Origin of the sequence: Microcystis sp. BLCC-F210, from assembly GCF_042134685.1 — a bacterium.
Taxonomy (GTDB): Bacteria; Cyanobacteriota; Cyanobacteriia; order Cyanobacteriales; family Microcystaceae; genus Microcystis; species Microcystis aeruginosa_D.
Map to the genome: position 1 here is coordinate 4713544 of NZ_CP169647.1, position 15026 is coordinate 4728569.

Consider the following 15026-nt stretch of genomic DNA (forward strand, 5'->3'; position numbering starts at 1 on the left):
CGAATTAGACTTTTTGAATCAACTTTCTACCTAGTAAACCCTGGGGACGAACTAACAACATAATAAAAAGAATAGCAAAAGCGATCGCTTCTCGATAACCGGAATATTCTGCTGGAACAAAAGCTTCGGCAATACCCAATAACAAACCACCGATAACCGCTCCGGGGATACTTCCCAATCCCCCTAAAACAATCACTCCTAAACCTTTTAATCCGAAAGCAATACCGAAATAGGGGCCAGCAATACTAACACTAGAACCGACTAAAGTTCCTGCTAAACCTGCCAAGGCACCACTAATAAAAAAGGTAATCACGATAAATTTTTCGGGATTGATCCCCAACAAACTGGCCGTGGTGACATCTTCAGCCACTGCTTGTAAAGCTTTGCCCATTTTGGTAAAATTAACCCAATAAGTTAGTAAAGCCACCATAACTGCTGAAACCAGAAAAATAATAATCTGAATTGTGCGAATTGCCACAGGGCGATCGGCTGTACCAAAATTAATTGCTGGGGGAAGATTACCATAAATATTATCGGGAAAAGTATAAATTTCTGCCCCGAATAAGTATTGAATGACATTAACAATCACCACGGCTGCCCCTAGGCTAGAAACCAAAGTTAAGAGAGAATCGGAACCCCTTACCCGGAGGGGTTTAAAGGCTAATCTTTCCAGAAGAACCGAGGTAAAACCTGAAAGGATACAGCCTAGCAAAAGTGCTAAAAAAAAGGGCAGGGAAAAGGGTAATTTGGCATTAGCTAATAAACCATTAAAACCGAAAACTCCCCCCGTGAGAGCGTAGGTAAAATAGGCACCGAGGGTAAAAATTGCGCCATGGGCAAAATTGATAATCCCTAAAATGGAAAAAATCAAAGTGTAACCAAGGGCAAAAATAGCATAGACACTACCGATCGATAAACCGTTTAAAACCTGTTGAAAAATTGTTACTAGATCCATGGTCGGGGTTAGCTAGGGTAACTTTTGATTATAACTGACGGTCGCCACCACATCCGGTAAAGGACGCTGCAGTTTATATAACCAGAATAAACCGAAAAGACCGACAGCGATCGCCGCTAAACTAATTATTTGTGCCATTTTCAGAGGACCAAACATTAAACTATCGGTGCGTAGTCCCTCGATCCAGAATCTACCTAGACTGTAGGCGATAAAATAGACTAGGGTAAGGGTGCCAATTTTTAATTTACTGGGGTGTTTTAAACCCCAGAAAAATAGATAGATGAGTAGGGCAAAAACTGCCAGATTCCAGAGAGATTCGTAGAGAAAGGTGGGGTGAAAATAATTGACGGTGATATATTCTAAAGGACGACTAGCGGGAGGAATAAACAACTTCCAAGGTAAATTAGTCGGACTGCCAAAAGCTTCCGAATTAAAAAAGTTACCCCAACGTCCAATCGCTTGACCGAGAATAACTGAAGGGGCCACCAGATCGAGTAATTGCCAAAGAGAAACCCGATTAATGCGGGCAAAGATTAGGGCTGCCAGCAAACCCCCGATAATTGCCCCGTGAATAGCGATACCTCCCTTCCAAATGGCGATAATATCAGCAGGATTTTGCGCGTATTCTTGCCACTGAAAAATAACATAGTACAAACGAGCTGCAGGTATGGCCCCTACTACTAACCAAATGGCCAAATCAGCGATTAAATCGGGATTGATCGCTCTTTTTTGGGCGAGGTACTGGGAGAGAGTTACACCCAACAATACCGCCATAGCGATGAGAAATCCATACCAGCGCACCGAAATCGGACCGATTTCCCAGAGGACGGGGCCGGGAGACTGAAAGACAAAACCTAAGAGCATGAAATTATTAAGAATAAAAAATTTTATCTTGCCTATAGTATCTTATGCTATGATCAGATTCGGTGACATATTTGCGGATGTGGCGGAATTGGTAGACGCGCTAGATTTAGGTTCTAGTGTCTTTGATGTGTGGGTTCGAGTCCCTCCATCCGCATTTGGTATTGACGAGCAACAACCGAAAAGGGGGACTTGTTAATTTCCCTTTTTGAGATTCCAATTCGAGGAATTGGTGTAACTATCCAAACTCTTTAAAATAGGGGAGATTTAACTATCTCCCCCACACCGCACCTCGATAAATCGCACAATTAACGCGCTTCAAACAAACGATTATCTGGTAAATTACTAATCGAGCGTTGGAGACTATTTAAGGATCTATTGTAATCGACGATCGCCTGTAGATAACGACTTCTAGCATCGGTTAAATCCCGTTGGGAATTAATTACATCCGTTTGGGTTCCCACACCCGCCTGAAAGCGTAAACGGGCTAATCGCAGACTTTCGGTGGCTGATTCAATGCTTTTTTGCGAGGTTTTAATGTTTTCTTGGTTAGAAATCAAACTATAGTAGGATTCCTCCACCTGAAGGCGAATTTCATTGCGACGGAGGGAGAATTCCGTATCGGCGCGATCGATACTTCTTTCCGCTTGACGGGCCTGAGCAAAAGCACGACCACCATCAAAGAAAGTCCAACGAATCCGGCCGCCGACGCTAAAACCATCGCCAAAACCAGCATTATCACTGAGGTCATTGAGGACATTATACTCGCCCAAAAGGTCCACTTGGGGAATCACCGCCGAAACAGCGATCGAGCGATCCTGTTGGCCGATTTCCCGTTGTAAGAGTTGTTGTTCTAATTCTGCGCGATTTTTATAGGCTAAAACGATACTATCATCAAGACTCAAGCCCCAAGTTCCCGCCTCACGAATCTCATCGGCAGCGGTCAACTCGACGTGCTGACCGACACTCAATATCTGTGCCAGTCGCCGTCGGGAAATACGCTGGTTAGAAATTGCCCGGGTTAAGTCTTGGTTAGCGTTGGCTAGGTCAACTTCCGCCTGTAGGACAGCAAATCGGGTTCCTAGTCCCGCTTGCTCCAATAATTGAGCATCCCGTAAACTTTGACTAGCATCTTCGATCGCAGCTTGGGCGATCGCTACTTGGGCATCACCCCTCTGTAATTCATAATAAGCATCAGTGGCATCAAAACGAGTTTGTTCCGAGACTCGCTCCACCTCTAATTCCCTTTGCCGGATGACTTTTTCGGCCCTTTTGATCTGGGCTGTCCGTTCCCCCCCGGTATAAACCCCATAGACAATCCGAACACTACCCTGAAAGGTGGTACTATCTTCCGGTGTAAGTGCTGGGATTCCCTGTTGACGAGCCAAATTATTCTGTCTTTGGGCGGCTGCCGATTGATCTTGAGTGAGACTGGTTTCCGCTTGGGCCGTGGGTAATAAGGCCGCCTGTTGTTCCTTTAATTGGGCGCGAGCGATTTCTAAATCGACCCGGGATGTCTGTAAGGTCTGATTATTTTTTAAAGCTAATTCGATCGCCTGATTTAAGGTGATCGGTTGTACTACCCTAATATTCACTTCATCTGGTTTGGTAGGAAAAATTAGGGGATTGCCACTAGGATTAAGATAATTAGGGGCTTTGGGATCCGCTTCCGTGGTTGCCGGTGCCGCCGAGGGAGCGGGTAATTGAGAAACTGGATTGGCAGTAGGTCGGGTTTTCTTCAATAAATCGGCTGCGGACTGAGTTTGTGCCTTAACCGAGGATTCAGCCAAGAAAATCAACCCAAGCACCGCACTCACGGTAATACCATAACGCAAGAGCAACATGAGTATCTCGAAAGTAAACAGTAAACGATAAGAAGTAAACAAGCTCACACCACTATGTTGGCCGATTACTAATTACCGATAGTAACACGGGAGCATGAAAGCCACCGTCTTTTAAGCACCAGCTAAAATCCGATGTCAATAAACTACCTCAACCCCTTAGGCTGAGGTTGAGGTTTTCTGTCGCCCTAAGAGGTCGGGGCTGCGATAAGCTGAAAAAGGAAAGATTGTCACTGAGCAGTTACGGTGTGTTATTCCTAGCTAACGCAGTTGACCCCCGATAAATGATACAGGAGTTATCTATGGAAACTATTTTTATCCCCCACCTCCTCAAATCTCCTGATCGACAAAGAGTGATCATCATCGATGATTTGATCCCCGGTCTAGAAACCTTGACACCGGTGCGGGGAAGCTTGCTGGTTAGACATGGGGGGAATTTTTTGGAAGTATCGGTGAAAGCGGAAACCATTGTCACTTTAACCTGCGATCGCTGTTTACAACAATATAATCATCGTCTGCAATTAAACACTTCCGAATTAATCTGGCTAGACAAAAATAAAGACTACGATAGTTCCTATCCTCTAGAGCGAGAAATAGCCTACGAAGACCTCTCGGAAACCCTCGATCCTAACGGGGATTTTGACCCGCAAATGTGGTTATACGAGCAGTTATGTCTAACTTTACCCCCCCGTCAACTCTGCGGAGCCAATTGTCAACCCCCCGATTTTCTTCTTCCGGAAAAGACTGCCATCGATGGTCGTTGGGCCTCCCTAGAATCCTTGAAAAGTCAGTTATCTCAATCGCAAAATTGAGCTTTGATGCTGATTTTTTTTTGGGTTTCGATCCCAGAGAAAAGCGATCGAAACCCGATTATTTATCGGCCCCAAATCTTTTTCAGGACAGTTTCGGGGGTAATATCAGCGACTTTTCCCGTATTAGCTTCAATATATCGATGTAGCTCTCCCCCACTCGGTAAAACTCTCTTAGACAACGAAGGAACCAGCAGAGATAGGCTATAGGTTCCCACGGCCACGGCTAACTGTAAAGGGACACTTTCGGTAGCTAATAATAAATTAGCACCGGCGATCATGGCGGCCATTTTACCGATATCGGCCGTTCTGGACACTTTTAAGTTATTATCCATGGCTTTGAGGGCTAAAACCCAAGCTTCATCCAGTTCTCCCTGGATTGCGACAATTGGCAAATCCGGTTGTTGATGGCGAATACCTTGGATAATTTCTAGCCAACTCTCTAGGGGATAAAGCGTTTCCAGTCCTTGGCTGATGCTGAGATCGCTACCGCCGGCGTAGAGGAGAATATAGCCGCTATCCTTGATGTTGAGGCGTTGCTGCTCCATTTGGGCCCAATCTATATCATCCCGATTTAAGGTTAATTTTAAAGGTGGACAGGGTGCGGCAATTTTTAACCCTTTGACCAGTGCGTGATAATTATCCGCTAGATAGCCTTCCGTTGGCCGGGGGACTTGTTGCGATAAGAACCAGCTGCCATTATTTTCATAGCCTATACGGTTAAGAACACCATTTAACCAGAGTAAAAGGTTGATAGCAGGACGATTGGTGAGACTAATGGCGATTTCGTACTCCCGGTCCCGAATTACTCCCAAAATATTTAAATAATCCGCTAATCCGTACTGATCTCGATAGTCAAATAAAAGCACTTCCCTAACCTGGGGACAGAGACGATAGGCAGCCTTTGCTCTAGGTTCGACCAAAACATCGATGCTGCTTTGGGGGTAAGTTTGCTGGAGGGTTTCTAGAGTGGGAAAAAACAGCAGTTGATTGCTAATTCCTCCCGGTACAAGGGTTAATATTCGCATTTTATCTAGATATACCTGAATCGATCAGCTTAATTTTAGCAGTGTCCCTCGTTATTCACTAAATCCGGGCAGCGATGTTTTTTCTCCACAGAATGCGATCGCAGACTCTCTGATTCCCCTTTTCCCTTAACTATTACCCGAAGGATTAGAACCGTACATAGCATTTAAAACCAAAGCGGGGTCAACGTATTGATTGCCGTACATCAGTCCCCAGTGCAAGTGTGGTCCGGTGGTGCGTCCTGTCATTCCCACTCTAGCCATGCGGGCCCCTGCCGGTATATCCTGACCGAGAGTAAGGACGATTCCCCCTGACCTGTCAATCAAAAAAGTACCGCGGCTATCGGATTGAACCGAACCCATGAGATGACAATAAATATGCGTCCACTGACCGGATTGCATCTTAATCATGGTGCCACAGCCTGTATGATCGGATAATTCGACGATTCTGCCAGTCCACCAATTGCGAATATAACTGCCTAAGGGTGCGGCCAGATCTAACCCGGCATGAAATTGTTGACTGCCATCCATGGGAGAGGAACGATAACCGAAACCAGAGGTATAGGTTTGAAAGTTTTCCACGGGGAAGGAGGCCCCGGCCCAAGCATTTTGAGCTATGAGGGTGGGATTAGCTTTAACGGGGTGTAAACGGTCAAATCCTAGACAAATTAGCGTGACAAGACAGCTAATCGCTAAAAAACGCAGTAATTTAACAGGCAGATACTTGAGCATGAGACTTACTCCAAACACCACAATTCAATATACCGCTAATTTTACCGGCAGCTTTTAACCGATATTTTAGTTAAGTTTTGAGTTATTATTGAGCATTGGTTAGGGATTGACAACATTTCCCCTCAGACTGCCAATTCCCCGACTCCCCTACTTAATTTTTACCTTTTACTGACTCGTAAGTAGGGAGGCACAATTATTTGTAGGATGGGTTAGCGGTAGCGTAACATGATCGGGCGTTGGGTTTCATGCTTCAACCGTTCGGCGGTTCGGCTGAGCTCACCGTCGAAGCCTGAGCTCACGGCCGAAGCCCAACCTACGTTCATCTTATATTTAATTCCACCCACCCACTTACCATGTTAGACCTAAAGCAAATTAGAGAAAATCCAGAGGAAGTACAGAAACGCTTAGACAGTCGGGGAGGTAGTTATGATATTGCCCCTATTCTCCAGTTAAATCAACAACAGAAGGCTTTAGAGTTAGAACGTAGCAGTTTACAGGCCCGGGGTAACGAAATCGGTAAACTGGTGGGACAAAAAGTTAAAAGTGGCAGCGATGTCAACAGTCCCGAAATTTTGGCAATGAAAACAGAAGGAAACGAGATTAAAAGTAAACTAGCTCAATTAGAACCGCAGGAAAAAGAGATTAAAGCGGCCATTGACCAAAAAATCTTAGATTTACCCAATTTACCCAGTGAAACCACTCCCATCGGTAAGGATGAACGGGAAAATGTCGAAGTCAAATGCTGGGGAGAGGAATATAAACCCACTAACCCGAATATTTTGCCTCACTGGGAAATTGGGGAAAAATTGGGCATTTTAGACTTTGAACGGGCAGTAAAGATCGCCCAGAGTCGTTTTGTTAATCTTATCGCCCTCGGGGCAGCCCTAGAAAGAGCTTTAATTAATTTTATGCTCGATCGCCATATTGTCGCCGGTTATACAGAAGTTTTACCGCCAATTTTAATTAATAGTGACTCCCTGCGCGGCACGGGACAACTGCCAAAATTTGCGGAAGAAAGCTTTAAATGTCGAGATGATGAGCTTTGGTTAGCACCAACGGCAGAAGTACCCGTAACTAACCTTTATCGCGACGAAATCCTCTCATCGGAGCAATTACCGATCAAACACTGTGCCTATACCCCTTGTTTTCGTCGAGAAGCGGGCAGCTATGGCAAAGACACGAGGGGTTTGATCCGTTTGCATCAATTTAATAAGGTGGAAATGGTCAAAATCGTCCATCCTGACGCTTCTGCTCAGGAACATGAAAGTTTACTTGCTAATGCAGAGGCAATCCTACAAGCTTTACAGTTGCCCTATCGGGTGATTGAATTGTGTAGCGGTGACTTGGGTTTTTCGGCGGCCAAATGTTATGACTTAGAAGTGTGGCTACCTTCGGCGAATACCTATCGGGAAATTTCCAGTTGTTCTAATTTTAGAGACTTTCAGGCACGACGGGCAAATATTCGCTTTAAAGAAAAAGGGCAAAAAGGCACTAATTTTGTCCACACTCTCAACGGTTCGGGATTAGCGATCGGTCGTACTATGGCCGCTGTCCTAGAAAATTATCAACAGGCAGACGGGACAGTAAAAGTGCCGGAAGTGCTGCAACCCTATCTAAAACGGGAAGTTATTTGTTAAATTTTCTAAAAATGCTTGACAAAATGTCTTTATAGTGCATTTGAAAGAATTGATCTTAACCCCACTCTAGAATTGCCTGTTTTAAGGCTCCTTCGGGCAAATTGGCGGGATCGAAAGACTCACCCGCTTCCACTCTCCCTAAAGCTTCAAAAAAAGCCCTCACACCACTGGCCGGTCCCGATGGGTGGTCCATAATTCCGGTTCCCGCATTGAGGATAACATTACGTCCGTAATCCCCAAGTACCTGGGGAACAATACCGGGACGAATACCGGCCGAGGGAACTGGAAAAACGTTTCTATCGCGCAAAATATCGCGAATTTTGCCTTCCTCCTGGGGATCGAAGGGTAAACTACCATAAGCGGCGGGATATAGCACCGCATCGGCTCCTGCGTGGGCCATCATCGTCCCCAAAACCACAGAATAGGCTAATCCCGTATCGCTACCAGCACACATCGCTCCAGCAAAGGCAGGATGGGCGAAAATAGGAACATCGATCGCTGGATCACTAGCTAAAGCTTCTAAAACGGAAAAACCGTAGGTAAGAACGTTTAATAACAGGGCATTAGCCCCATGTTTCACCAATAAACGGGCTTTTCTCTGCAATTCGTCCGCTTTTCCAGTGACATTGACCGCATAGAGAACATTTCTACCGGTTTGCTGCCGCACTTCCTCCAAAACCCGGCGACAACAATCTAGGCGCTCGTGGGTGGTAGCCACGGGAAGATCCGCCATGATTTCATCATCTTTAATCACGTCTAAGCCAGCAAAAGCCACTTCCCGCAGGATATCGGCGTGATCTTGGGCCGATAGTCCTAAAGCGGGTTTAAAAATTGCCATGACTAGAGGTCGATCATAAACCCCCAAACGTTGCCTAATTCCGGTGATTCCCACCTTGGCTTTTGTGCCGTAGCTTTCGGGTAGGTACACCCCCACCACTTTTCCTACTCCAGCCATGGAATATTTGCCGAAAATCATGGTTAAAAGACTGGCGATGTCATTTTCAACGTTTATCTCGGGAAAACGCACCCTAGCCACCTTATAACCGTCGGCTTCCTCCCTGATCTCCACCACTTCCCCTAGATGTTGTTGCAGCTGCTTTTGACGATGAATGTGGCGCTCGCTCCAAGTGCCGGCGGTTTGACCGATAGCGATCGTTTTTGCCTGTTTTTCGGCATTAATAGCGGGTGGAAAGCGATAATCGACAATGATAGTCATAAAAGGTAAAAAAGGGAGTGGGAATTATAAATTATAAATTATGAATTATGACTGTAGTTTAGACTAAAGGAAAAACCGAAGCAGAAAAAAAGGCAAGAATGAAGCCAAATAGAGAGAAAATAAAAGATGTAAGTGAATTTATCTTCTCTCTATGAGCAAATATAACAGATATAGCAGATTTCGCCAAGATACATACCAAAAGTTAGGTAATGCTAAAGATGCAACCTTTGACTTAATGGATAGCATCATGACCACCAGAAATGCCTATTGCATAGGAGATTTTTCACTGTCGCCCTTTTTTAGAAGAAAATGGCATAGTACATACGAAGCCGTTGATGACTGGGCAACTTTGGTTAGCCAAAGATTTAGTAACAGATTATCATCTTCCCTGGCAAAAACCACAAACAAATTTAACTCCTGAAAGAGTGGCACAATCCCTATTTTCACTTTTAGTGGAGATTAATTCACCTGCCCAACCACCCAAAACCAGAGGAAAGTCTCCTGGCTGGGAAAAAGGTCGCAAACGAAGTAAAAGAAATACCTATCCTACTGTAAAAAAACGATATTCTCCCCCTAAAAAATCGCAAAAGAAAGCATCCTAACTCTACTTTGTACTTCAAGATTTTTGATTTCAGCTATTTTCATAAAGCTGGATTATTTTCGGCTGACTTTTTTAGTCTAAACTACAGTTAAGTGATAGACCCGTGTTGTCAATAGGGTGTATCTTATGAGAGTGGGAAACACCATAATAGTATTTATAGACCAAGTTAGTCAGTTTTCGAGCAAGTTGCTTAATTTATATTCAACACAAATAGAACTGCCGATTTCTTCTATCACTAAATAGGGAACTTTAAGAGAATTAACTCGCATTCCAATTCTATACCTAGCATCAGGATAATAATTAGGAACTTCAATTACTTGTTCTTTCATATACCGTCTTCCTTGAGAGCCTTTCATCCACCAAATTTGTACGGGAAAAATCTGCTTATTGGCAATTAAATGACTTTCTTCAAAGATTGGTTCATCTAATCGTCTTAGAGGAGTTTCAGAATGAATTAAGGTAATTGGTATTTTTTTTGCTATTGTTTTTATATCAATCAATCCTTCAGTTACAAATTCATCAATAAAAACACCTAGACTATAACCAAAATTATCAGAGCTATTGTTTATGTCAATGTTATTTTTATTTGAAATTAAAGGCTCTTCGTTACTTGGTATGGTTCGATAGGGGGGCATAAATTGACTAAATCCTTATCTGGCAAAAGACTTAATTGATGAGTTCGCTCTAGATGAAAAACAATTGACAAAAATCGCCAAATGCCTTTCTATATAAGGGTTCCATCCCTTATAACCCCCGTCCATTGCATAAGACAAACCGAAGAGCCAAATTAAAGAATTTCTCTCAATAATCTCAGCGAATGATTCCTCAGAACTTAATGATTTTTTAGTTCCACAACGGGAACAAAAATTATCTTCTAAACTTAAAGACTTTCCACAGTTTTGACAAGTGATTGTCGTAGGAATTGTCTCAAATGTTGGATTGTTATAACCCAATCTTTTAATTTGTTTAAAACGATTTTGATTCGGTGTCAAAGAATTAGATGATATCATTGGACTTATCTTATTATTGAGGCTCTTCGGGAATTGTTATGCAAATAATTAACTTAAAATAAAATTCGATGAGAGAGCCTACGCCCAAAAATAGCTGAAACCCATACAGGAAAAGGTTTAAGGCACAAACTGGTTAATACAAAAAGATAGACAATCGAGTTAAGATTTGATATAATAGCCAAAAACCAGAGTATTTTACTTATGATACTTGACAAATTTTTGAACCTAGAAGGAACCTCTATTCAAGGCTATCTACACCTAGAAAATATCGGTATAGTTTGACCAGTCGAATCGAAAAATAAAAAAGCAGTCTGTCCTCGTTGTGGGTTAGAGAGCGATAAACTACACCAAAATCATCGACATTTAGTCAAAGATTTACCAATCTCAGGACAACCAGTGTACCTACAAATTAATCGTCGTCAATTTAAGTGCAATAATTGTCGAAAACCCTTTAGCGAAGAGTTAGATTTTGTCGCCAAGAAACGAACCTATACGAAAAGACTAGCCGAGAATATACTCGAACAATTAAAAGAAGGAGATATTTTAAATGTTAGCCGAAGAAATGACGTAACGGAAGAAGAGATTCAAAGAATGATAGAGGACATAGCTGAAGAAATTACAGAGACAGACCTATCGAAATTAAAAAGACTAGGAATTGACGAAATCGCTCTAGTCAAAGGACAAAAAAATTACTGTGCAGTTTTAGTAAATTTAGATACGAGAAAACTAATAGCTATTCTAGAGAAGCGAACACAAGAAGAATTGAGGGAAACGCTTACAGGGTGGGGAAAAGAGGTGTTAGAGCAAATTGAAGAAGTCAGCATAGACCTTTGGTTGCCCTATAAAAATTTGGTGAAAGAATTGATGCCATCGGCCGAGGTAGTCGCCGATAGATTCCATGTAATGAAACAAATTAATCAAGAGTTAGACGAACAAAGAAAAGCAGAAAAAAGAGCGGTAGAAGCGCAGAAAAATAAAAAACAGAAAGCGGAAAAAGAAGCAAAGCTAGAAGTTTTAAAGCGAAGTAAATATAGCTTGTTAAAAAATGAAAAAGATTTAACGGAAACCCAAAAAATTAAACTAGAAGCTATCAAAGAAAATTTTCCAAATTTGAAAAAGATGCAGGAATTAAAGGAAGAATTTAGAAAGATTTATGAAACCTCAGAGAATCCGACAGAGGGAATGCTATCCATCTCGGAATGGTTGGCAAAATCCTCCAGTGTTTTTACTAAGAGTTGTCAAACAATCCGAAACTGGTTTGGAGAAATAATTAGTTATTTCGAGCAAAGGACAACAAATGGGGTGGTCGAGGGAATCAACAATAAACTTAAACTAATAAAACGGAGAGCCTATGGCTTTAGAAACTTTCGGAATTTTTGGGTTAGAAGTATGTTATCTTGGCATCTTGTCTGTTGATTTAGCATAAAGGGTAACGAAGAGCCATTTATCTGGGTTGCAAAAAATCTATCAAGACCAAAAAAGAATAAGCATTTTACACAATAATTACAGGATAGATTTTGCTGATATTATCCCACCACCTGCCAAATTAATTGAGGAATTAGAGTTTATTTTCTATCCCGCAATTGCTCTCGGTTTACTAGAATACGATGAAAAAGATGATACTTATCAATTAGTCATCGAAGGCGATTTATTTAACAATAAGTCCATCATCGACATTAGCGATAATTGGCGACTTGCTTTAGAACAGTTTGCATCTCGTAAGGACATGATTAATGCTTTACAGATACTGCTTAATCAGACAAAAAATGAGATTTTGGCTAATCCTCCTCTATTATTTACTAACGAGGGTGATTATTTCCAGAACGTCAGCTATTTTGTCAACAATGTCAAAAATTTACCTGACCATCACCCTAATTATCGCTACAAAGATAAGGTAGCTGGACAAGATGGAAATGCTCAACAGGAGGCAAAAGAAGGAATTATCACCCGTTTTGTTAATCAACTGAAAATGGAACTAGAAAAACGTGCTGCTGAACAGAAAAAACTCGAAAGACAACAGCAAAAGCAACAAACTTTACTGGGAACAAATAATAACATTAGTCAACCCAGTTTACCCGCAGAAGTTAGCACTACTGATGAATGATAAAATTGAGGAATCTTAATGATGTTTCCCCAGCTATCTGAGGAAACATTCACCCCCCACTATCTCTATCAACCACAATTCGAGGTATCCAATAACTATCATGGCATTACTTAACCTTTTTCCTCCCTATCTGATTCTTTTAACTCTAGTCTTGGTTATTGTTCCCACCGTCTTAGCTGTGAGAATCCGGATTGCTCTTTATAAACATCTCCAAGAGTCAACTGTAAAAGTCAAGCGCTTAATTCGGGGAGAAAGTCGCGGGGTTCAACCTAAAATTATCTCTAATCTAGAGAACAGATTTAAGATAGCCAGTAGTCAACTAGATGATGTTAATACCGCAGCTTTGGTAGATGGTTTATACCATGAAGAACAATTTACTTTCATGTCTAAATCTCTTAGTTGCGAGAAATGGGATTATTTTGTAAGAGTGTTACCCAATCTCCTCCTCGCTTTTGGTTTGTTGGGAACTTTCTTCGGAATTACTCTCAATCTGACGGGAATCAGCACACTTATCGATATTAATAATGTCGATTTGCAAAGTTTAGGAGAAAAGCTCAAAACTCCCCTAGAAAGCATGGGAATTGCTTTTATCACTAGCTTAATTGGTTTAGCTTGTAGTTCTTTACTGACTGTGATTAACTTAATCTTTAATACCAACCTTGCTAAAGTAAATCTAATTAGTTCCCTAGAAGACTATTTAGATAACATCTTGCAGCCGACTGTAGAAGGGAATAGTCGCCTGGATAAAGCGGTTAATCGCATGGTGGATAAACAAGAGGAATTTCTTAAAAACTTTCATAAGAATGTGACGAGAGTATTAGAATCTTCTTTAGGAAAAGTTGCTCAAAAAATTGCTGATGGTAATCAGGAAACTGCTAAATTAGTCACCCAAGTTTGTGATAGATTAACTGAAACCGCAGGAACTTTATCTACTGGTGCATCAACTTTTAAGAGTTCTACCAATAGTTTTGAAGAAAATGTCAACAAACTATATAAGGCAATTCACCACGAAAACTTTGTTAAATATAGTCAAACTCTGAATGACTGCGTTAAGCTGTTCGTAATTTAAATTGCGTTAACAGAATTACCCTTGTTTTTCAACTTGCGATCCCACTTAATAATTAAACCTCCTTCATTTAAAAGTTGATGTAAAAGAGATTCTAACTCTTCAACTGATTTAAAAAGTCGATGAGCGATAAATTCTTTTGCCGAGTGCCAGACCAATTCAATAATATTTAAATCTGGGCTATAGGTGGGTAAATACTCTAAAATTAAGTTGGGCATATTTTCAGCAATTTTACCAACAACATCTGTTTTTTTGTGAATACTAGCATTATCGAGAATCAGGACAATCTTTGGACCCTTCTCTCGAAAATCCTCCTCTTTATTTCCCGCTTCCACCCATTCTTTTATGATTTCTGTATAAAAAACTTTTACCACTTCATAAAAAGTTTCTGAATTTCCTTTTTTTATGAATTCTACGAATCTTTTTTTATCGGAATATCTCACTCCTCCCATCGCATTTACTCGACCACTTCTTCTTTGTCCGCTAACTTTTTTTCTTTGGCTTTTTTTCCCCCATGTTTTTCTTCTAATCACTCTTAAACTGAATCCACTTTCGTCCCAAAACCATACCTGTAGCTTATTTGGCTCTTCTTTTGCTATTTTTAAGTATTCGGCTAATTTTTGTTTAAATTCTTTTCTTTTTTCAGGATCTTGTCGATCTTCTAAACTATATTTAGCCCAAATATAAACATACTTCTTTTTTTTTAAAATGTTCGTAACTTGAGAACTACTTAATTCTATACCTGTCTGTTCTGTCAGACTTCGGCGTGAGCTCAGTCGAACGCTAAGTGGCTAATCTTTTGGCTGTCCATCGGCCAAACTCATACCCCATTTCTTGAGGCTCTTTGTCAATTGTCTCTAACAATATTTTGATATACTCATCCGTCGCTTTTCGATAATTTTCCTCCATTCTCTTGTCTTTCAAGCTATCTAAATTATTGGCATCTCCATGAATACACCAATAAGAGACTGTTCGCAGTGAACACCCAATGAGTTTGGAGATTTGGACTTGAGTTTTCCCGTCATTTAACAACAACAATATCAAAACTCTTTCTCTAATGTAAGGATTTTCTTCTTTTTTTAGTGCTTTTTGTAACTTTTCTTTTTGTTCGGAATTCAAGTGATTAGGGGCTGGCATAGCTATTGATATTTGAATAGGTTACTGTTTCT

Annotated in this window: 10 protein-coding genes, 1 tRNA gene and 5 pseudogenes; 7 read left to right on the forward strand and 9 right to left on the reverse strand. The window is 41.4% G+C overall.

Annotated features, from left to right (window positions below; genetic code table 11):
- Positions 1-4 precede the first annotated feature (4 nt).
- Entirely contained in the window at positions 5-955 is a 951-nt protein-coding gene (locus ACE3JL_RS22965; protein ID WP_271991874.1) for a branched-chain amino acid ABC transporter permease, read from the reverse strand.
- Positions 956-967: 12 nt separating this feature from the next.
- Entirely contained in the window at positions 968-1819 is an 852-nt protein-coding gene (gene lgt / locus ACE3JL_RS22970) for a prolipoprotein diacylglyceryl transferase (RefSeq protein WP_271991875.1), read from the reverse strand.
- 73 nt (positions 1820-1892) lie between these two features.
- Between lgt and ACE3JL_RS22975 the strand changes: the two genes are divergently transcribed.
- Positions 1893-1973, forward strand: a tRNA-Leu gene (locus tag ACE3JL_RS22975).
- A gap of 151 nt (positions 1974-2124) precedes the next feature.
- Here the strand turns inward: ACE3JL_RS22975 and ACE3JL_RS22980 are convergent.
- Positions 2125-3660, reverse strand: coding sequence for a TolC family protein (locus ACE3JL_RS22980; protein WP_271991876.1), 1536 nt, complete (start codon positions 3658-3660; stop codon positions 2125-2127).
- A gap of 299 nt (positions 3661-3959) precedes the next feature.
- On the opposite strand from ACE3JL_RS22980, the gene ACE3JL_RS22985 reads away from it, so the two are divergent.
- Entirely contained in the window at positions 3960-4469 is a 510-nt protein-coding gene (locus ACE3JL_RS22985; protein ID WP_271991877.1) for a DUF177 domain-containing protein, read from the forward strand.
- A gap of 62 nt (positions 4470-4531) precedes the next feature.
- On the opposite strand, the gene ACE3JL_RS22990 is transcribed toward ACE3JL_RS22985, so the two are convergent.
- Positions 4532-5494 (reverse strand): glycosyltransferase family 9 protein, encoded by a 963-nt coding sequence (locus ACE3JL_RS22990; protein ID WP_375328471.1) that lies wholly within the window; start codon positions 5492-5494, stop codon positions 4532-4534.
- A gap of 126 nt (positions 5495-5620) precedes the next feature.
- Positions 5621-6223, reverse strand: coding sequence for a M23 family metallopeptidase (locus ACE3JL_RS22995; protein ID WP_271991879.1), 603 nt, complete (start codon positions 6221-6223; stop codon positions 5621-5623).
- 353 nt (positions 6224-6576) lie between these two features.
- Between ACE3JL_RS22995 and serS the strand changes: the two genes are divergently transcribed.
- Complete coding sequence (serS, locus tag ACE3JL_RS23000) at positions 6577-7860, forward strand: serine--tRNA ligase (RefSeq protein WP_375328472.1); 1284 nt, start codon at positions 6577-6579, stop codon at positions 7858-7860.
- 55 nt (positions 7861-7915) lie between these two features.
- Here the strand turns inward: serS and ACE3JL_RS23005 are convergent, their stop codons facing one another.
- Positions 7916-9076, reverse strand: a complete 1161-nt coding sequence (locus ACE3JL_RS23005) for a 2,3-diketo-5-methylthiopentyl-1-phosphate enolase (RefSeq protein ID WP_375328473.1) — start codon at positions 9074-9076, stop codon at positions 7916-7918.
- Between the two features lie 329 nt (positions 9077-9405).
- Between ACE3JL_RS23005 and ACE3JL_RS23010 the strand changes: the two are divergent.
- A pseudogene (locus ACE3JL_RS23010) lies at positions 9406-9678 on the forward strand (transposase); the annotation flags it as partial.
- Between the two features lie 169 nt (positions 9679-9847).
- On the opposite strand, the gene ACE3JL_RS23015 reads toward ACE3JL_RS23010, so the two are convergent.
- Complete coding sequence (locus ACE3JL_RS23015; protein WP_375328474.1) at positions 9848-10312, reverse strand: hypothetical protein; 465 nt, start codon at positions 10310-10312, stop codon at positions 9848-9850.
- A gap of 15 nt (positions 10313-10327) precedes the next feature.
- Positions 10328-10687 carry a zinc-ribbon domain-containing protein gene (locus tag ACE3JL_RS23020; RefSeq protein ID WP_375328475.1) on the reverse strand — a complete coding sequence of 120 codons (360 nt, stop codon included), beginning with the start codon at positions 10685-10687 and terminating at the stop codon, positions 10328-10330.
- Between the two features lie 201 nt (positions 10688-10888).
- Here ACE3JL_RS23020 and ACE3JL_RS23025 point away from each other — a divergent pair.
- The 3 pseudogenes from ACE3JL_RS23025 to ACE3JL_RS23035 all read left to right on the forward strand — a co-directional run.
- Positions 10889-12103 (forward strand): annotated as a pseudogene (locus tag ACE3JL_RS23025) (ISL3 family transposase).
- A gap of 28 nt (positions 12104-12131) precedes the next feature.
- Positions 12132-12791 (forward strand): annotated as a pseudogene (locus ACE3JL_RS23030) (hypothetical protein); the annotation flags it as partial.
- 100 nt (positions 12792-12891) lie between these two features.
- Positions 12892-13750 (forward strand): annotated as a pseudogene (locus tag ACE3JL_RS23035) (methyl-accepting chemotaxis protein); the annotation flags it as partial.
- Between the two features lie 106 nt (positions 13751-13856).
- Here ACE3JL_RS23035 and ACE3JL_RS23040 read toward each other — a convergent pair.
- Positions 13857-14994 (reverse strand): annotated as a pseudogene (locus tag ACE3JL_RS23040) (IS630 family transposase).
- Between the last annotated feature and the right edge of the window lie 32 nt (positions 14995-15026).

Coding starts and splice junctions, on each gene's coding strand:
- ACE3JL_RS22995 (WP_271991879.1), bottom strand. CDS start 6,223: ATGCTCAAGTATCTGCCTGTTAAATTACTGCGTTTTTTAGCGATTAGC.
- serS (WP_375328472.1), top strand. CDS start 6,577: ATGTTAGACCTAAAGCAAATTAGAGAAAATCCAGAGGAAGTACAGAAA.
- ACE3JL_RS23005 (WP_375328473.1), bottom strand. CDS start 9,076: ATGACTATCATTGTCGATTATCGCTTTCCACCCGCTATTAATGCCGAA.
- ACE3JL_RS22965 (WP_271991874.1), bottom strand. CDS start 955: ATGGATCTAGTAACAATTTTTCAACAGGTTTTAAACGGTTTATCGATC.
- ACE3JL_RS23015 (WP_375328474.1), bottom strand. CDS start 10,312: ATGCCCCCCTATCGAACCATACCAAGTAACGAAGAGCCTTTAATTTCA.
- ACE3JL_RS23020 (WP_375328475.1), bottom strand. CDS start 10,687: ATGATATCATCTAATTCTTTGACACCGAATCAAAATCGTTTTAAACAA.
- ACE3JL_RS22990 (WP_375328471.1), bottom strand. CDS start 5,494: ATGCGAATATTAACCCTTGTACCGGGAGGAATTAGCAATCAACTGCTG.
- ACE3JL_RS22985 (WP_271991877.1), top strand. CDS start 3,960: ATGGAAACTATTTTTATCCCCCACCTCCTCAAATCTCCTGATCGACAA.
- ACE3JL_RS22980 (WP_271991876.1), bottom strand. CDS start 3,660: ATGTTGCTCTTGCGTTATGGTATTACCGTGAGTGCGGTGCTTGGGTTG.
- lgt (WP_271991875.1), bottom strand. CDS start 1,819: ATGCTCTTAGGTTTTGTCTTTCAGTCTCCCGGCCCCGTCCTCTGGGAA.